This is a genomic window from Coprococcus sp. AM11-30B (assembly GCF_027674365.1).
Taxonomy (GTDB): Bacteria; Bacillota; Clostridia; order Lachnospirales; family Lachnospiraceae; genus Allocoprococcus; species Allocoprococcus comes.
This window is the reverse complement of the sequence record NZ_JAQDVB010000012.1, coordinates 95,287-114,447: the sequence shown is the minus strand read 5'-3', so window position 1 is coordinate 114,447 and position 19,161 is coordinate 95,287. Positions and strand designations below refer to the sequence as shown.

Here is a 19,161-nt window from a genome sequence, read left to right as displayed (position 1 = left end):
ACTGTAAAATATTAAATTTTCAAGGTTCTATTTTGGGGCTTTTGACCCTGGCATCATGAAAATTTTATTATTATAAGTACATCAAGAGGTTAAGAAAACCCAATGAAGGAGGAACATGTAAAATGAAAAAAAGAAAAGTGTTAGCAGTATTGTTATGTGCAGCGATGACAGCAGCTTTAGCAGTTGGATGCGGTGGAAGCAAAGGATCTGACAGCAGCGACAAGAGCAGTGATTCATCAAGCTCATCCGATGATGTGATCACAGTAGGCTTCTCACAGGTAGGTGCAGAATCTGACTGGCGTACAGCAAACTCTCAGTCAATGAAAGACACATTCAGCAAAGAAAACGGATATGACCTGATCTTTGATGATGCTCAGCAGAAACAGGAAAACCAGATCACAGCAATCCGTAACTTCATCCAGCAGGAGGTTGATTACATTCTTCTTGCACCTGTTACAGAGACAGGATGGGATACAGTTCTTCAGGAAGCAAAAGATGCAGACATCCCGGTAATCATCGTTGACCGTATGGTTGATGTATCTGATGACAGCCTTTACACAACATGGATCGGAACCGATGCTCTTTGTGAAGGTCGTAAAGCAGCTGAATGGCTGAACGGATTTGCAGAAGCAAAAGGAATCGCAGCATCTGATATCCATATTGCTGACATCCAGGGAACAATCGGATCTACAGCTCAGATCGGACGTACAAAAGGTCTTGAAGAAGGCGTTGACAAATACGGATGGGATCTTGTAGCTCAGCAGACAGGTGAATTTACACAGGCTAAAGGTCAGGAAGTTATGGAGTCTATGCTGAAACAGTATGACAACATCAACGTAGTATACTGCGAGAACGATAACGAAGCATTCGGAGCAATCGATGCAATCGAAGCAGCAGGTAAGACAGTTGGATCTGATATCGCTAACGGCGAAATCATGGTAATTTCTTTCGATACAACACATGCAGGACTTCAGGATGTTCTTGATGGAAAGATCGAATGCGATGTAGAGTGTAACCCACTTCACGGACCACGTGCTGAAGAACTTATCAAAAAACTTGAAGCTGGCGAAGACGTTGATAAACTGAACTATGTAGATGAAGAAATCTTTGCTCATGATGACACAGTTAAATCTGTAAAAGCTACAAACAGCTTAGACGAAGAAAAAGATTTTGATGTAACACCACTTACACAGGATATTCTTGACAAACGTGCATACTAAAATGCATTAGGAAAGTCGGATATATAATTTGACAGACACATAAGGGTGGATGAATAGAGAGGCGTGGTAGATAATAATCGGAATGTGCCGGATATTTATACTACGCCCTCTTTATTGAAAAAAGGAAAGCAGGTGGAAGAGTATGGAGGGTAATGTTGTACTTACAATGCGGGATATTTCCAAGACATTTCCCGGTGTAAAAGCATTGCAGCATGTTGATTTTACACTTCGCAAGGGCGAAATTCACGCTCTGATGGGTGAGAACGGTGCAGGTAAATCTACACTGATCAAGGTTCTTACCGGTGTACATGAATTTGAAAATGGCGAGATCCGTCTGGATGGAAAAGACGGTCCGATTATTAATAAATCACCTCAGGACGCACAGAACAATGGTATCAGTACTGTATATCAGGAAGTTAACCTTTGTCCGAACCTGACGGTGGCAGAAAATCTGTTTATTGGACGCGAACCAAGAAAAGCAGGATTTATTGACTGGCGTACAATGAACAAACGTGCAACAGAATTGCTTAAGAGTCTTGAAATTGATGCTTCAGCTACCCAGAAGCTGGAAGAGGTTTCTCTGGCAAGACAGCAGATGATCGCAATCGCACGTGCAGTTGATATGAAATGTAAGGTTCTGATCCTTGATGAGCCAACTTCATCTCTGGACGATGATGAGGTTGCAAAGCTGTTCAAACTGATGAACAGACTGAAAGATGAAGGTGTAGGTATTATTTTCGTAACACACTTCCTGGAACAGGTATATGAGGTCTGTGACAGAATCACAGTTTTACGAAATGGGGAACTGGTTGGCGAATACGAAGTCAAAGATCTGCCAAGAGTTATGCTTGTTGCCAAGATGATGGGTAAAGACTTTGATGATCTTGCAGATATCAAGGGAGATCATGCAGAACTCAAAGAATTCATCCCGGTTATCGAGGCAGAAGGACTTAGCCATAAAGGAACGATCAAACCGTTTGATATGACGATCAACAAAGGTGAGGTTGTCGGATTTACAGGACTTCTTGGATCCGGACGTTCGGAACTTGTCCGTGCAATTTATGGAGCTGATAAAGCGGATTCCGGTAAACTGAAAGTTAACGGAAAAGAAGTGAAGATTCATGCTCCGATCGATGCAATGAAGCTTGGTATGGCATATCTTCCGGAAGACAGAAAGAAAGATGGTATCATCGCAGATCTGTCTGTCCGTGAAAATATTATTATCGCACTTCAGGCGAAAAAAGGTATGTTCCATCCAATGAGCAGAAAAGAAATGGATGAAGCAGCAGATAAATATATTAAGATGCTTCAGATTAAGACAGCAAGCCGTGAAACTCCGATCAAGAGTCTGTCAGGTGGTAACCAGCAGAAGGTTATCATTGGTAGATGGCTTCTTACCAATCCGGATTTCCTGATCCTGGATGAACCTACAAGAGGTATTGATATCGGAACCAAGACAGAGATCCAGAAACTGGTACTTGATCTTGCAGATCAGGGAATGGCGGTTGCATTTATTTCTTCAGAAGTAGAAGAAATGCTCCGTACCTGTTCACGTATGGCAGTTATGCGAGACGGTAAGAAGGTTGGAGAAATTTCCGGTGATGAATTATCACAGGAAGGTATCATGAAAGCAATCGCAGGAGGTGAAGAGTAATGAGCACAAATAAATCAACATGGAAAAAGCTTACCTCTATGAGGCTTTTCATGCCACTGGTGTGTCTGCTTGCAATCATTATCGTAGCTACAATTACAATTCCGGGCTTCTTAAGCATGTCTCTTAAGAATGGAGTTCCATACGGATATCCGGTCGATGTGATCAACCGTGCATCCGAGCTGGTTATTTTGTCAGTTGGTATGACACTTGTTACAGCAGCTTCCGGAGGACAGGACATCAGTGTCGGAGCTGTTATGGCAGTCGCAGGAGCCGTATGCTGCCAGATCCTTTCCGGTGGGGAAGTATCTGTAAACTCTCTGTCAGCACCGATTATCGTTGCATTTCTTGCAGCACTGGTTGCTTCAGGAATCTGCGGTGCATTTAACGGATTTCTGGTTGCAAAGCTGAATATTCAGCCGATGGTTGCGACATTGATCCTTTACACAGCAGGACGTGGTATCGCCCAGCTGATCACAGACGGACAGATTACATATATCCGTGTGAAATCTTATCAGGTATTCGGAAGCTATGCCGGAAAATTCCCGATTCCGATGCCAGTTGTAATTGCAATTATCGTAGTTATCATTGCATATGTTATTTTGAAAAAGACAGCTCTTGGACTTTATATCGAGAGCGTTGGTATTAACGGAACCGCATCCAGACTGGTCGGACTTAATTCAACCATGATCAAGTTCCTTACTTACCTGATCTGTGGTGTACTTGCAGGTGTTGCAGGATTTGTGGCTTCCAGCCGTATCTACTCAGCAGATGCCAACAACATTGGTCTGAACCTTGAAATGGATGCCATCCTTGCAGTTGCCCTTGGTGGAAATGCCCTTGGTGGTGGTAAGTTCAGCCTGATGGGATCTGTGATCGGAGCTTATACAATCCAGGCACTTACAACTGTTCTTTACGGATTGAATGTATCAGCCGATCAGCTTCCGGTCTACAAGGCAATCGTTGTTGTAGTCATCGTTGTCCTTCAGAGCCCGGTATTCAAGAAATTTATTGCAGTGCAGAAAGAAAAAAGAACATCAAAGGCTGCAGTGAAAGGAGGAGCTAACTAATGAAAGCAAAAGTATCCGGAACAAAAAAGAAAATTAACGGAACGACATTCCTCCTTATGATTACAATTTTACTGTTTGTTGTAATGTACGCAGCGGGTATGATCGTATTTAACGACAAAGGTTTTGCAAAACCGCAGATGTTCCTGAATCTGTTCATTTCCAATGCAGGTCTTCTGGTTATCGCGATGGGCGAAACGATCGTTATGATCACAGCCGGAATCGATATCTCAGTTGGTTCTGTTACAGCACTTGTATGTATGGTTGCTGCAAACCAGATGGAAAATCACGGTGCAAGCGCTTATACCGCACTTCTTATGGCACTGGTGATCGGACTTCTCTTTGGTCTGGTTCAGGGATTCCTGGTATCTTATCTGGAGATCCAGCCATTCATTGTAACACTGGCAGGTATGTTCTTTGGACGTGGTATGACATCAATCATCAGTACAGATATGATTTCTATCAAAAATGCAACTTTCATGGCATGGGCTAAATACAAAATTTACATGCCGTTTGGTTCTTACAGTAAGAGGGGAAAATTCCTCCCGGCATATATTTATCCGACAGTTATCATTGCAATCATCGTTCTGATCGTAATCATAATCGTTATGAAGTATACAAAATTCGGACGTTCTGTATATGCGATCGGTGGAAATGAACAGAGTGCACTTATGATGGGACTGAATGTTAAGAGAACAAAAATGGCTGCATACCTTCTGGACGGCTTTCTTGCAGGACTCGGCGGATTCCTTTTCTGTATGAACAGCTGTGCCGGATTCGTAGAACAGGCAAAAGGTCTTGAGATGGATGCGATTTCAGCAGCCGTTATCGGGGGTACACTACTTAGTGGTGGTGTCGGAACTCCATTCGGAACCCTGTTCGGTGTACTGATCAAAGGAACGATTTCCAGTCTGATCACTACACAGGGAACACTTTCAAGCTGGTGGGTACGAATCGTACTTTCTGCACTCCTCTGCTTCTTCATCGTTCTGCAGTCTGTATTTGCAAGCCTGAAGAAGAAAAACTAAAGAAAGAACAGTACTTGAAATATTACAGGCGAAAAGAGAAAACGACGGGTATTGACGGAAACTTTTTAATTGCCTATAATAAGAAAGTAGGATTTAAACACCGGATGTTCATATCGTACATCCGGTGTTCTTTTTGTAAGTATTGAGTATAAAGGGGAAGGAGGAAGATGAGATATGAAAATAGGGATTGCGAATGACCATTCTGCAGTGGATATGAAAAAGCAGGTGGTAGAGTATCTTGTGGAAAAAGAATATGAAGTTGTCAATTACGGAACTGATTCTTATGAGAGCTGTCCTTATCCGAAATATGGGGAAAAGATTGGAAAAGCAGTTGCAGACGGAGAAGTGGATCTCGGAGTTGCAATCTGTGGAACCGGTCTTGGAATTTCCATGGCAGCCAATAAGGTTCACGGTGTCCGCGCAGCGGTGTGTTCTGAACCATATACGGCAAAGATGGCAAGAGAACATAATAATGCAAATGTGATTGCGTTCGGTGCAAGAGTAATTGGAATCGAGATGGCAAAGATGATCCTTGATACATTTCTTGGTGCAGAGTTCCTTGGGGGACGTCACCAGGATCGTGTAGATATGATTATGGCGATCGAAGAAAATCAATAGCGTGGATGAAAAACAACAAGAGCGGATAAAGGCAATGAAAAAGCTTTTATCTGCTCTTTTTGTGTATACGGTGAGCCAAGTACAGATTTGTGCTTGTACAAGAATCTGTATTTGGCGAATGTACATCATCGAGCTGTTAAGCGAGATAGTGTACAAAGTATACGAATCGAGTAGAAGTCAGCCTACTCGATTGTATATGGTGAGCCAAGTGCAGATTGGCGCCTGCACAAGGTTCTGCATTTGGTGAAGGGAAGATGTTACAGAAGTACGGGAACCGAAAAAAAGCTTGTTATACTTGTTTTGGCGGCGTCAAAAAACAATACCATATTATTTGATGTTTTATAAGAAGTGCACAAAGGATGCAAAAAGAAGAATACAAGTTAGGACCTCGATGAAAAACAAATATGTATTCAAGTTGTACACATATAATAAATACAACTTAGCAAAAACATACAAAAGTTGTACGATAATTTGTAACATATTACGGGTTGAAAATCAGGTGTTTCTTAAGGTATATTAGAGGTAAGGAGAGCAGGGGATTTGTACGTAAATCAGGGGGAAAAGAAGAAAAAAGTGAAAGAAACATCAGCAAAATATGAAGGAATTGTAAGATGGATCCGAGAACAGATTGAAGCGGAAGAACTGCAGCCGGGAGAGCGGATAGAGTCGGAATACCAGCTTTGTGACCGTTTTGGGGTAAGCCGTCAGACCGTCAGACATGCGATCGCTGTTCTGGAAAAAGAAGGTATGATCGAGAAACGCCGTGGAAGTGGGACTTATATAAAGGAAAGTGGTATCATCGGGGTCAGACGAAAAAAAACGATGCAGATCGCAGTGATGACAACTTTTGTTCAGGAATATATTTTTTCTGGTATTATTCAGGAAATCGAGAACAAGATGTCACGCGCCGGATATGGAATCCAGATTTCCATCACCAACAATTCTGTAGAAAAAGAACGTTTTATATTGAAAAGCATTCTGGATAAGAAAAGAGTGGATGGAATTATAGCGGAACCGACAAAGAGTGGCCTTCCTAATCCAAATCTCGATCTGTACAGGCAGATCATGGAGCAGGGAATCCCGGTGATCTTTATCAACAGCTATTATCCGGAACTGAAAGCGCCGCATGTAAGTCTTGATGACAAGATGGCAGGGAAGATGGCGACGAAATATCTGATCCAGTGCGGACACCGTGAGATCGCAGCGATTTTCAAGGCAGATGACGGGCAGGGACACAGAAGGTATGCCGGTTATATCGAAGCTTTAATGGAAGCAGATATCAGGATCGAAGATAAACGGATTGTCTGGATTGATACCGAAGATGTGCGCAATCGCAATATGCGTGAGGAGAGCAGCTGGATTTTAAGAAGGATTCAGGGATGTACGGCATGTGTATGCTACAACGATGAGGTTGCGAGCAACCTTGCGGCGACATGTCTGGAACAGAAGATCAAAGTGCCGGACAAGATGTCGATCATTGGAATCGATGATTCTGATCTGGCAAATTATTGCGAAGTACCGCTCGCTTCTGTGAAGAATCCGATCCGGGAGCTAGCGAAGAAGGCAGCAGAAGAAATCCTTGATCTTATGCAGGAGAAAGAAGTGCCGGACAGTGTAGAACTGAAACCGGAGATTATCAACCGGAGTTCTGTAAAAATCATCAAATAAAAATATTTATCAAATCAAATATATTTTATGAAAGGAAAGGTAAAGAAAAAATGAGTGATGTAAAAAGTATGATCGAAGCGGGAAAGACTTCTCTTGGAATCGAGTTTGGTTCCACACGAATCAAAGCAGTTCTGGTAGGAGAAGATAATGCACCGATTGCTTCGGGAAGCCATGAATGGGAGAACCGTCTTGACAACGGTGTCTGGACTTACACATTAGAGGATATCTGGACAGGTCTTCAGGACTGCTACAGAGATCTTGCCGTAGATGTGAAGAAGCAGTATGACGTAGAGCTTACTACTGTCGGAGCACTTGGATTCAGTGCTATGATGCATGGATATATGGTATTTGACAAAGCAGGAGAACAGCTTGTACCGTTCCGTACATGGAGAAATACAATGACAGAGCAGGCAGCAAAAGAACTGACAGAATTATTCCGTTTCAATATGCCACAGAGATGGAGCGGAGCACATCTGTATCAGGCAATCCTGAACAAAGAAGAACATGTAAAGGATATTGATTTTATTACAACGCTTGCAGGTTATGTACACTGGAAACTGACAGGAGAGAAAGTCCTTGGCGTTGGTGACGCATCCGGAATGTTCCCGATCGACAGCACAACACGTAACTGGAATAAAGAGATGCTTGCCAAGTTCGATGAACTGGTTGCACCGAAAGGATATCCTTGGAAAGTAGAAGATATCCTTCCAAAAGTCCTGGTTGCAGGTGAAAAGGCAGGAACACTTACCGAAGAAGGTGCAAAGCTTCTGGACCCAACAGGAAAGCTTCAGGCAGGCATTCCGGTATGCCCTCCGGAAGGTGATGCAGGAACCGGTATGGCAGCTACGAATAGCGTCAGAGTCCGCACCGGTAATGTATCAGCAGGAACCAGTGTATTTGCAATGGTTGTTCTTGAAAAAGCACTTGAGAAAGTACATGAAGAGATCGATATGGTAACAACACCTGCAGGAGATGCTGTGGCAATGGTTCACTGCAACAACTGTACTTCAGATCTGAATGCATGGGTAAATATTTTCAAAGAATTTGCGGAAGCATTCGGTATGAAAGTCGATATGAACGATCTGTTCGGAACTCTTTACAACAAAGCTCTGGAAGGTGATGCAGACTGTGGCGGCCTGATGTCTTATAACTTCTTCGCAGGAGAACCGGTTGTTGGATTTGATGAAGGACGTCCGTTATTTGTTCGTATGCCAGACAGCAAATTCAATCTTGCAAACTTCATGAGAGCAAATTTATATGCATCTCTGGAAGTCCTGAAAGTCGGAATGGACATTCTTCTGAAAGAAGAGAAGGTAGCCGTTGATGAGATCCTCGGACACGGCGGACTCTTTAAGACAAAAGGCGTTGGACAGAGCATCCTGGCAGCAGCACTTGACACACCGGTATCTGTTATGGAGACAGCCGGAGAAGGCGGAGCATGGGGAATCGCACTTCTTGCATCTTACATGAACAACAAGGCAGAAGACGAAGCCCTGGATGATTATCTGGATGCAAAAGTATTTGCAGGACAGAAGGGTACAAAGATGGATCCGGATCCGAAGGATGTAGAAGGATACAATGCATTTATTGAACGCTTCAAGAAGACGCTTCCGATCATGAAAGCTGCAACAGAGACTATGAAATAGAACCCGAAATATTTTACATAAACACAGGAGGCTAAAGCAATGTTAGAAGAACTGAAAAAAGAGGTTTATGAAGCCAATATGCTTCTGCCTAAGTATGGACTTGTCACATTTACCTGGGGCAATGTCAGCGGAATCGACCGCGAAAGCGGGCTTGTTGTGATCAAACCGAGCGGTGTGGATTACGACAAAATGACAGCAGATGACATGGTTGTTGTAGACCTGGAAGGAAACCGCGTGGAAGGTAACTTAAATCCGTCTTCTGATACGGCAACACATCTGGAACTCTACAAAGCGTTCCCGGATATGGGTGGTATCGTCCACACACATTCCCCATGGGCAACCAGTTGGGCACAGGCAGGAAGAGGAATCCCTTGCTACGGAACCACACATGCCGACTATATGTACGGTGAGATCCCATGTGTCCGCAATCTGACAAAAGAAGAAATCGATGAAGCATATGAGAAGAATACAGGAGTTCTCATTGTAGAACATTTCAAAGGTACAGAATACATGGCAATGCCTGCAGTACTCTGCAAAAACCACGGACCATTCACCTGGGGAACCGATCCACACAATGCAGTACATAATGCAGTCGTACTCGAAGAAGTAGCTAAAATGGCAGCTCGCTGCGAAATGATCAATCCAGACGTAAAACCTGCCCCACAGGAATTACAGGATAAACACTACTACAGAAAACACGGTAAAGACGCATACTATGGACAAGGCTAAAGCACTTAATGAATGCGAGCCGTAGGCGACACATGAATTTAGTGCGTTGCCTGTTCGGCGCACTTAGCGAGCGGGAGCGTATGCGACTGCGAGCTTAGTAAGACCGAACTTGTGTTGGGAAGATAGAGTAAATCAATCAGACAACACAGTCAGCTTGCTGGCAGTTAGCTATCTTACGGGTTTCATGCGAATGCTAATGAGCATCGAACGAGCTGTGCTCGTGAGATGGGCCACATAGTGTAGTAAATCAATCAACAAAGAAATCAAATAAAAAGGAGAATAAAAACATGTTAGTACAGAAAGATTACAAATTTTGGTTTTGCACAGGATCACAGGATTTATACGGAGATGAATGCCTCGCACACGTAGCAGAACATTCACAGATCATCGTAAAAGCCCTCAACGAATCAGGAATTCTTCCATACGAAGTAGTCTGGAAACCAACTCTGATCACGAATGAAGTAATCAGAAGAACCTTCAACGAAGCAAATACAGATGAAAACTGTGCAGGTGTTATTACATGGTGTCATACATTCTCACCGGCAAAATCATGGATCCTCGGATTAAAGGAACTGAGAAAACCATTACTTCACCTTCACACACAGTTCAACCGTGAAATCCCATACGACACCATCGATATGGACTTCATGAATGAGAACCAGGCAGCTCATGGTGACCGTGAATTCGGACATATTTTCACACGCCTTCATAAGAACCGTAAAGTCATTATGGGTTACTGGGAAGACAAAGAAACACAGGAAAGAATCGGTGACTGGATGCGTACAGCAGTTGGTGTCATCGAAAGCAGCCATGTACGTGTTATGCGTGTAGCTGACAACATGAGAAACGTTGCCGTAACAGAAGGTGACAAAGTAGAGGCTCAGATCAAATTCGGATGGGAAGTTGATGCTTACCCGGTAAATGAAGTTGCTGACGCAGTAGCTCAGGTTGGACAGGGTGATGTAAATGCACTTGTTGAAGAATACTATGACAAATATCAGATCCTTCTGGAAGGAAGAGATGAAGCTGAATTCAGAAAACATGTAGCAGTTCAGGCTCAGATCGAACTTGGATTTGAAAGATTCCTTGAAGCGAACAATTATCAGGCAATTGTTACACACTTCGGAGATCTCGGATCACTTCAGCAGCTGCCGGGACTTGCAATGCAGAGACTGATGGAAAAAGGATATGGTTTCGGTGCGGAAGGTGACTGGAAGACAGCAGCTATGGTTCGTGTAATGAAGATCATGACACAGGGCAAGAAAGATGCAAAGGGAACTTCCTTCATGGAAGACTACACATACAACCTTGTACCTGGAAAAGAAGGTATCCTGGAAGCTCATATGCTGGAAGTTTGCCCGACAATCGCAGATGGACCGATCAGCATCAAGTGCCAGCCGCTTAGCATGGGTGACAGAGAAGATCCTACACGTCTTGTATTTACAGCCAAAGAAGGACCGGCTGTTGCAACATCGCTTGTTGATCTTGGCGACAGATTCCGTCTGATCATCAACAGCGTAGACTGCAAGAAGACAGAAAAACCGATGCCGAAGCTTCCGGTTGCAACTGCATTCTGGACACCACAGCCAGACCTCAGAACAGGTGCCGAAGCTTGGATCCTGGCAGGTGGAGCTCACCATACAGCATTCTCTTATGACCTGACACCGGAACAGATGGGTGACTGGGCAGAAGAAATGGGAATCGAAGCTGTTTATATCGACAAAGATACAAAGATCAGAGATTTCAAAAATGAATTAAGATGGAATGAAGCTGCATATAGAAAATAAATGGCAGCAGATAAATTCTAAGAAATAAACAACCGGGCAGAATCACATTTAAAAGTGAACTGCCTGGTTTTTTTGCAACGTATAAAGTTCTAGGTAAAAGTTGAAAAACAGAGCAGTAAAAAAGTTAAATTTTACTAAAGCTATTTATTTCTCCGAAATGTGTGCTATAATGAATTAAATAAATTGCAAAGGAAAGTCATCAAGGGAAAATGCATTAAGGCAATATTGAAAGAAAATAAAAAGAAAGAGAAATAATGGGGGAAGGACATGGCGACGATTAAGGACATTGCGGCAAAAGCGGGGGTTTCCATAGCGACAGTATCCAGAGTGTTGAATCATGATGAAACTTTGAATGCGCAGGAAGAGACAAAAAAAAGAATTTTTGAAATTGCAGAGGAATTAGAATACGAAGTACGCGCACAGAAAAAACGCAGGCGAAAACTGAAGATAGGTGTATTTTATTCTTATTCTCCTGAAGAAGAACTTCAGGATCCTTATTATCTTTGTATCAGGCTTGCTATAGAAAAAAAACTGGAAGAAGAAGGATATACAAAGGTGATTGTGAAACTGGATGATTCGCCGGAGATGATCAACGGATTAGATGGTGTAATCTGTACCGGTACATTCACAAAAAAAATGGTAGAAGCAATAGAAATATGGGAATGCCCGGTTATATTTATTGATGCAGATCCAAACCCAAAGAGATTCGATTCAATTGTGGTAGACTATAGACGGGCAGTAGAAGAGATTGTTTCCTATCTGGTAGGGTGTGGACATACGAAAATAGGGATGATCGGCTGTCGAGAAGTTGATAAGGAGGGGGATGAAGTACTGGATACGAGAATACAGCATTTTCAGAACGCTTTGAAAAAACGGGGACTGTATCACCCGGAATATACAAAGTTTGGTGCTTATTATGCAAAATATGGATACAAACTTCTGAAAGAGTTTTACGAGGAAGGGAATCTGCCGACTGCCTTGTTTGTTGCGAATGATTCGATGGCAGCAGGAAGTTATCGGGCTGCATATGAACTTGGGCTTAAAATACCGGATGATATCAGTATTATTGGCTTTAATGATATCCCAACTGCGAAATACATGGTTCCTCCACTTACTACGGTGAGATTGTACATGGAGTTCATGGGAGAATATGCAGTAAAACTTCTGGAAGAGCGAATTATACATGGAAGAGAGATTTGTGTAAAAGTTTCAATCCCGACTAAACTTTATATACGTGACAGTGTTAAAAAATTTTAATAAGGTAAAAAAGTAAGAGGCTATGGAACGGAGAATGTCCTATAGTCTCTTTATGTATACAGATCGAGTGATGACAGATTGTTTTGTTATGATTTTTTAGCTAAAAATAAAGAGTTAAAATCAATCAAGTAAAAACAGACGACTTTATTTAAAATAAAAATATAGTTTTACCAAGATAAAAATTGTGAAAAGTATATAAAAATATGGTGTAAATAATAGGTAAAATAGAGAAAAAATATTTATAGGGTAAAAAGTATTTACATTTAACCAGTAAAATAGTATAGTGGTTTTACCAAATAAAATAAGTGAATCAAAGGAGGAAATGATTTATGAAGAGGAAAATTGCAGTAATGTGCGTACTTGCACTTACAGGAACAATGATGCTGACTGCTTGTGGAAACAAGAAAGACAGTAATAATGGAAAGACAAGTGACGGAAAGACAGCAATACGTTTTGCAACATGGGATGTAGCTGATGATGTAGATGCTCAGCAGAAACTTGTAGATAAATTTAATGAGGAACATGATGACATTGAAGTAACACTGGAAGCATACGGAAGTGATTTTGATACAAAGATCAGTGCAGGTATGGGATCTGGAGATACACCGGATGTTATGTATATGTGGAACTACCCGGCATATGCAGATGGTCTTGAACCTCTGGATGAGTATATCGACAAAGAAGGCGATGACTATAAGAATGATTTCTACAGCACACTGTGGAATTACAACTCATTAGACGGAACAACATATGGTATTCCAGTGGGATTTACAACACATTCACTTTTCTATAACAAAGATCTTTTTGCACAGGCTGGTGTAGAAGAACCTACAGATGACTGGACATGGTCGGATCTTCAGGCAGCTGCCAAGACAATTGAAGAAAAGACAGGTCAGAAAGGTTTTGCATTCCAGATGAAACCAGATCCGTATGATTTTGAAATGTATCTGTGGAGCAATGGAACTGCTTATTGTGACGAAAACGGACAGATGGCAGGTCAGATTGATTCAAAAGAATCTCAGGAAGTATTTAAAATGTTCCAGGATATGGAAAAAGACGGATATGCAATTGCAACAGAAAAGAACGGAACTGATGAATTCCGTGCCGGTACAGCAGCAATGTATGTATATGGATCATGGTCAATTGCTTCTCTTAATGAGGATGGAATGAATTATGGTGTGGCAAAAATTCCTTCTTTTGACGGAAAGACCTCTGTAAGTATTCTGAGCTCTTCAGGACTTTCTATTTCAAAGGACAGCAAGAATAAAGATGCTGCATGGGAATTTGTAAAATACTGGACAGGCGAAGAATGCAACAAAGCAAGAATCGGTATGGAACTTCCGGTACTTAACAGTGTTGTAGAATCTGAAGGTATTATGGATGAACCAGAATATGCACCATTCTATGAGATGCTTGAGCAGAGTGATGGACATACTCCGGCAAGCTTCCTGATTGAAGACTGGTCAGAAATTTCAGAAAACCTCAGCTTATCAGTTGAACAGATTTTCAATCCAAGCTCATACATGGATGTAAAAGATGTTTTAAAAGAAGCAGCAGACGCACAGTAATAGCATACAAACAAACCGGCGCCGGAACAATTTGTGATTCCGGCGCCGATAAATAGGAGAGAAGAAAAATGAAGCAGAGAAAATTCCTGAAGACGGCCACACCGTATTTGTTTATTATGCCGTGGATTATCGGGTTCCTTGTATTTACAATCGGTCCCCTGATTCTGTCTTTGATCATGAGCTTTTTTGACTGGCCGCTTACCACAGCGCCAACATTCAGGGGACTTGGAAACTATATTGATATGTTTACAAAGGACAAACAGTTCTGGAAATCCCTTATAATCAGTTTGAAATATGCGGCAATTTTCGTACCGCTTAACATGATTATTGCATTGTTCCTTGCAATGCTGATTACACAGCCGATTAAAGGAGTAAAAGTATTTCGTACAATTTTCTATATTCCGGCAGTTATCTCAGGTGTAGCGGTTTCTATCATCTGGGGATGGATCCTCAACGGAGATTATGGCGTACTGAATTATCTGTTATCTCTTCTGGGAATCAAAGGACCGAAGTGGCTGGTTGATCCGGCATGGGCACTCCTTGCAGTTATAATTGCAAGTGCGTTTGGTGTTGGAACGATGATGCTTATCTTCTACACAGATATCAAAAATATTCCGGTTGATGTATACGAAGCTGCATCTATTGATGGAGCAGGTCCTGCAAGAAAATTTTTCAGTATTACACTTCCGATTATTACACCTACAATTTTATTTAACCTGATTACGTCAATTATCAGTTCTTTCCAACAGGTAACATTGGTTATGCTTCTTACCGGAGGCGGACCGCTTAAATCTACTTACTTCTATGGACTGTATACATACAATAACGCATTCAAACATCACAAACTTGGATATGCCAGTGCAAACGCATGGGTAATGTTTATCATCATTCTGCTGCTGACTGCCGTGGTATTCAAGTCATCATCCGCATGGGTATTCTATGAGACAGAAGCTAAAAACAGCGGAGCAAAGAAAACAAAAAAGAAAAAAGGGGGTAGAAAGTAATGAAAATGTCTAAAAAATCAAAAATTGTAATTTACATATTACTCGGACTGGTAGCCATTTACTTTCTTGCACCGTTTATTTACATGCTGTTTTCTGCATTTAAGACAGAAGGAGAAGCAATTGCATATCCGCCGAAACTTCTGCCGGCAGAATGGCATTTTGAGAACTTTATTAATGCATGGAAATCACAGCCGTTTGGAACATATCTTTGGAATTCAATTCTTGTAACAGTTCTGACAACAGTCGGACAGGTTCTTTCATGTTCACTGGTTGCTTATGGATTTGCAAGATTTAACTTTAAAGGGAAAAATATCCTCTTTATGATCCTGCTTTCAACAATGATGATTCCATGGGATGTTACCATGATTCCGCAGTACATGGAATTCAACTTATTCGGATGGATCAATACACTGAAGCCGCTGATCGTGCCGGCATGGTTCGGATCTGCCTATTATGTATTCCTGATGAGACAGTTCCTCATGGGAATCCCGAAGGATTTTGAGGAAGCAGCACGAATTGACGGCGCAAATCAGTTCCAGATTTACTGGAAGATTTTCATGCCGATCATGAAACCTTCATTGATTCTTGTCGGTGTACTTAATATGCTGACTGTATGGAATGACTATCTTGGACCACTCATTTTCTTACAGGACAGAAGCAAATATACATTGGCACTTGGACTTGCTTCATTTAAAGGAGTTCACAGTACACAGATTATTCCGATGCTCTGTATTACGATTATTATGATTATTCCGCCGATCATTATTTTCATTATCGCGCAGAAATATATTGTTGAAGGAACCAGTGGTTCTATCAAATAGACAGGCGTATGGAGCGGTCAGGCAGACTGTATCTGTCTGGCCGCTGTTGCTGTCTTATTTGGGATACCACTTGAGAGGAGAAAATTATGGCAAGAAAAAAAGTAAAAAGATGGGAAGACCATCGGATTACCGGAATTGGGAGAAGAGAAGCACGAACGGCTTTTTATAAAGATTCGCAAAAGAAAATCAGTTTAAATGGAGAATGGGATTTTAAATATGTTGATGCACCGGAATTATCGCCGGAAGGATTTGAACAGTCGGGGGCATGTGAAGGATGGGATAAGATTGATGTTCCGTCCGTATGGCAGCTTAGAGGGTATGACAAGATGCATTACACAGATGTGTTATATCCATTTCCGGTAAACCCACCGCATGTACCAGATGAAAATCCAACTGGAATTTATAAAAAGACAGTTGTATTAGATGAACAGTGGATGGAAAAAGACACGGTTCTGAAATTCCATGGTGTTGACAGTGCATTTGATGTATGGGTAAATGGAAAACATGTTGGATTTGGAAAAGTCAGCAGACTGCCTTCAGAATTTGACATTACCGGGTTTGTAAAAATAGGTGAAAATGACATTACCGTTCGTGTATACAAGTGGTCAGACGGTACTTATCTGGAAGATCAGGATATGTGGTGGTTATCAGGAATCTACAGGGATGTAGAACTGATCAATGAGGAAAAGAATGCAGTTCTGGATCTTCGTGTAAATGGAACACTGGATGACAGCTACAAAAATGGTTTTTTTACAGCTGAAATTACAATGAAACAGGCTGGTACAAATCTTGGCTGGAAGCTTTCTTATAAAGGAAAGACTGTTCTTGAAGGTGAACTTGTTTCGAAAGGAAAAGATATATGTATTGAGGCTGAGATCCCGGAAGTTCATACATGGACAGCCGAGACACCTGAGTTATATGAATTTACAGTAATGACAGAAAATCAGGAAGTAACAGTCAGATGTGGATTCCGCAAAATCGAGATCAAAGATAAGAACTTCCGTGTCAATAATCAGGTAATCCTTCTGAACGGAGTCAATCATCATGATTATAATCCGAGAGAAGGAAGAAGAGTGACAAGAGAGCAGATGGAATCAGATATTCGTCTGATGAAACAGTACAATATCAATGCTGTTCGTTGCTCGCATTATCCGGCAAATGAATATTTTTATGATCTGTGTGACGAATATGGACTTTATGTGATCAATGAAGCAGACCTGGAATGCCATGGATTTGAATGGGTAGAAAATTACACATGGATCACAGATGATGAGACCTGGAAAGATGCTTACGTAGACCGTAGTGTCCGTATGGTAAAGAGAGATAGAAATCATCCATCGATTATTATGTGGTCTATGGGAAATGAATCCGCATTTGGATGCAATTTCCGCAGTGCAGCAGAAGCAATTCGTGAGTTGGATGATACCAGACTGGTTCATTACGAGGGAGATTTTGAGGCAGAAGTGACAGACGTATATTCTACGATGTATACCAGACTGAAAGGTCTCAAAGAGATTGCAGAATATCAGATCAAAGGGGATAAGCCACACGTAATGTGTGAATATGGACATGCGATGGGAAATGGTCCTGGAGGATTAAAAGCATACCAGGATATGTATCGCAAGTACAAACGTCTTCAGGGTGGATTTCTCTGGGAGTGGTATGATCATGGAATTTACACTGAAGAAAAGGATAAGAAATATTATAAATATGGTGGAAATTATGGAGATTTTCCAACAAACGGGAACTTCTGCATCGATGGGATTCTGATGCCGGACAGAACACCGTCTCCGGGAATGGAAGAATACAAACAGATCATTGCACCAGTAGAAATTACAGCTGTTGAAGGAAGCATGAACAAGCTTCAGATCCGGAATTATTATGATTTCCTGAATCTGGATACGACAACACTTTATTGGGAAGTAAAAGCGGAAGATCAGACGATACAGGACGGAATCGTTGAAGGACTTTCGGTTGCTCCGCATGAAGGCAAGATCATTGCCCTACCAATTACAGCATTTGAATTACAGGAAAATACAGACTATTATCTGAATCTGACTGTATGTCAGAAAGAAGAAAGAAACTATGCACCAGCAGGGTATGAAATCAAGAAAGTCCAGATTCCGATGCAGATCCGAAAAGATGGATTTTCGGTAAGAGAAACAGCTGATAAGCTTCAGGTAACAGAAGGACAGGGGGGTCTTACTGTAGAAAACAGCCGTGTGACAGCAAAATTCAGTACTGTATTTGGAAAATTGATTTCTTTTGGAAAAGATGGAAAAGAGTATCTGACTGAAGGACCAAGAATGAATGTATACCGTGCAACAATCGATAACGATATGTACAAGAAAGAGGACTGGATGAATAAATATTTTATTCAGAAACCGGTAGAAGAGACAGAATATGTCAGCTGTCTGAAAGAAGACGATAAGGTGATCGTCCGGATCGGAACATTCTTCAGTTGCTATAACCAGTCCTGGGGATTTGAATGTGATTACACTTATACGGTTTATTCTTGTGGACAGATGAAGGTGGAAATTCAGGGAAAAGCTGTTCAGAGAGGAAAACTGGAACCAGCATTCTTACCACGTATCGGAGTCATTATGAAAGGAAATAAAAACTTTCAGAAGACGATGTGGTATGGTATGGGACCTGGTGAGAGTTATGTAGACAGTAAGGCTGCATCTATTATGGGAATTTACGAAAATACAGTTGACGGAATGATGACAGATTATGTATTCCCACAGGAAAACGGACATCATGAACAGGTGAAATGGTTCCGTATTGGAGATGGAAAAGATGGTCTGTTATGCAAGATGGAGGAGAAGCTTGGTCTGAACCTTGCTAATTATACCGATGAAAGTCTGGAAAAAGCACAGCATCCATTTGAAATTGAAAAAGCGGATGATGTGATTATCCATCTGGATTATCGCCAGTCAGGACTTGGAAGCAACAGCTGTGGAGAAGAACAGTTGGAAGAAAATAAAGTAAAACTTCAGGATTTTGCAATGGCATTTACTGTGCAGGCAGCAGAATGCGGAACCGAAATCCGGAAAGCAAGAAAACAGTATATCGATTAAGAATAAAGGAGACAATC

The 19,161-nt window shown here is 41.7% G+C and carries 14 protein-coding genes; all 14 read left to right on the top strand.

Annotation, left to right across the window (positions count from 1 at the left end; all coding sequences use genetic code 11):
• The first annotated feature begins 122 nt into the window (after positions 1-122).
• The 14 genes from PGU50_RS09800 (at position 123) to PGU50_RS09735 (ending at position 19,144) form a co-directional block, all read left to right on the top strand.
• Positions 123-1,220 (top strand): ABC transporter substrate-binding protein, encoded by a 1,098-nt coding sequence (locus tag PGU50_RS09800; protein WP_117834863.1) that lies wholly within the window; start codon positions 123-125, stop codon positions 1,218-1,220.
• 142 nt (positions 1,221-1,362) lie between these two features.
• Positions 1,363-2,874: a sugar ABC transporter ATP-binding protein gene (locus PGU50_RS09795; RefSeq protein ID WP_117823726.1), complete on the top strand. Its 1,512-nt coding sequence runs from the start codon at positions 1,363-1,365 to the stop codon at positions 2,872-2,874.
• Positions 2,874-3,941, top strand: coding sequence for an ABC transporter permease (locus PGU50_RS09790; protein WP_117823727.1), 1,068 nt, complete (start codon positions 2,874-2,876; stop codon positions 3,939-3,941). Before PGU50_RS09795 ends, PGU50_RS09790 begins: the two co-directional genes overlap by 1 nt.
• Positions 3,941-4,966 carry an ABC transporter permease subunit gene (locus PGU50_RS09785; protein ID WP_008372592.1) on the top strand — a complete coding sequence of 342 codons (1,026 nt, stop codon included), beginning with the start codon at positions 3,941-3,943 and terminating at the stop codon, positions 4,964-4,966. Before PGU50_RS09790 ends, PGU50_RS09785 begins: the two co-directional genes overlap by 1 nt.
• Before the next feature lie 174 nt (positions 4,967-5,140).
• Positions 5,141-5,584, top strand: a complete 444-nt coding sequence (gene rpiB, locus PGU50_RS09780) for a ribose 5-phosphate isomerase B (protein WP_270246826.1) — start codon at positions 5,141-5,143, stop codon at positions 5,582-5,584.
• Between the two features lie 540 nt (positions 5,585-6,124).
• A complete protein-coding gene (locus tag PGU50_RS09775; protein WP_243002841.1) occupies positions 6,125-7,252 on the top strand; it encodes a GntR family transcriptional regulator in 1,128 nt (375 codons plus the stop codon).
• 50 nt (positions 7,253-7,302) lie between these two features.
• A complete protein-coding gene (locus PGU50_RS09770) occupies positions 7,303-8,898 on the top strand; it encodes a xylulokinase (RefSeq protein ID WP_117558537.1) in 1,596 nt (531 codons plus the stop codon).
• Between the two features lie 39 nt (positions 8,899-8,937).
• Positions 8,938-9,627: an L-ribulose-5-phosphate 4-epimerase gene (gene araD, locus PGU50_RS09765; RefSeq protein WP_022220177.1), complete on the top strand. Its 690-nt coding sequence runs from the start codon at positions 8,938-8,940 to the stop codon at positions 9,625-9,627.
• Positions 9,628-9,914: 287 nt separating this feature from the next.
• Positions 9,915-11,414 carry an L-arabinose isomerase gene (gene araA / locus PGU50_RS09760; RefSeq protein ID WP_022220176.1) on the top strand — a complete coding sequence of 500 codons (1,500 nt, stop codon included), beginning with the start codon at positions 9,915-9,917 and terminating at the stop codon, positions 11,412-11,414.
• Between the two features lie 267 nt (positions 11,415-11,681).
• Positions 11,682-12,671, top strand: a complete 990-nt coding sequence (locus PGU50_RS09755) for a LacI family DNA-binding transcriptional regulator (RefSeq protein ID WP_008372602.1) — start codon at positions 11,682-11,684, stop codon at positions 12,669-12,671.
• 329 nt (positions 12,672-13,000) lie between these two features.
• The gene (locus PGU50_RS09750) at positions 13,001-14,239 is read left to right on the top strand and encodes an ABC transporter substrate-binding protein (RefSeq protein ID WP_118198924.1); all 1,239 of its coding nucleotides are present in this window, start codon (positions 13,001-13,003) and stop codon (positions 14,237-14,239) included.
• A 68-nt stretch (positions 14,240-14,307) separates the two neighbouring features.
• On the top strand, positions 14,308-15,243 hold the full coding sequence (locus PGU50_RS09745; protein ID WP_118198925.1) for a carbohydrate ABC transporter permease: 936 nt from the start codon (positions 14,308-14,310) through the stop codon (positions 15,241-15,243).
• Positions 15,243-16,064 (top strand): carbohydrate ABC transporter permease, encoded by an 822-nt coding sequence (locus PGU50_RS09740; protein ID WP_022220172.1) that lies wholly within the window; start codon positions 15,243-15,245, stop codon positions 16,062-16,064. Before PGU50_RS09745 ends, PGU50_RS09740 begins: the two co-directional genes overlap by 1 nt.
• 86 nt (positions 16,065-16,150) lie before the next feature.
• Positions 16,151-19,144 carry a glycoside hydrolase family 2 TIM barrel-domain containing protein gene (locus tag PGU50_RS09735; RefSeq protein WP_270246825.1) on the top strand — a complete coding sequence of 998 codons (2,994 nt, stop codon included), beginning with the start codon at positions 16,151-16,153 and terminating at the stop codon, positions 19,142-19,144.
• Positions 19,145-19,161: the final 17 nt, after the last annotated feature.

Coding starts and splice junctions, on each gene's coding strand:
- araA (WP_022220176.1), top strand. CDS start 9,915: ATGTTAGTACAGAAAGATTACAAATTTTGGTTTTGCACAGGATCACAG.
- PGU50_RS09745 (WP_118198925.1), top strand. CDS start 14,308: ATGAAGCAGAGAAAATTCCTGAAGACGGCCACACCGTATTTGTTTATT.
- araD (WP_022220177.1), top strand. CDS start 8,938: ATGTTAGAAGAACTGAAAAAAGAGGTTTATGAAGCCAATATGCTTCTG.
- PGU50_RS09800 (WP_117834863.1), top strand. CDS start 123: ATGAAAAAAAGAAAAGTGTTAGCAGTATTGTTATGTGCAGCGATGACA.
- rpiB (WP_270246826.1), top strand. CDS start 5,141: ATGAAAATAGGGATTGCGAATGACCATTCTGCAGTGGATATGAAAAAG.
- PGU50_RS09770 (WP_117558537.1), top strand. CDS start 7,303: ATGAGTGATGTAAAAAGTATGATCGAAGCGGGAAAGACTTCTCTTGGA.
- PGU50_RS09785 (WP_008372592.1), top strand. CDS start 3,941: ATGAAAGCAAAAGTATCCGGAACAAAAAAGAAAATTAACGGAACGACA.
- PGU50_RS09790 (WP_117823727.1), top strand. CDS start 2,874: ATGAGCACAAATAAATCAACATGGAAAAAGCTTACCTCTATGAGGCTT.
- PGU50_RS09755 (WP_008372602.1), top strand. CDS start 11,682: ATGGCGACGATTAAGGACATTGCGGCAAAAGCGGGGGTTTCCATAGCG.
- PGU50_RS09750 (WP_118198924.1), top strand. CDS start 13,001: ATGAAGAGGAAAATTGCAGTAATGTGCGTACTTGCACTTACAGGAACA.
- PGU50_RS09795 (WP_117823726.1), top strand. CDS start 1,363: ATGGAGGGTAATGTTGTACTTACAATGCGGGATATTTCCAAGACATTT.
- PGU50_RS09740 (WP_022220172.1), top strand. CDS start 15,243: ATGAAAATGTCTAAAAAATCAAAAATTGTAATTTACATATTACTCGGA.
- PGU50_RS09735 (WP_270246825.1), top strand. CDS start 16,151: ATGGCAAGAAAAAAAGTAAAAAGATGGGAAGACCATCGGATTACCGGA.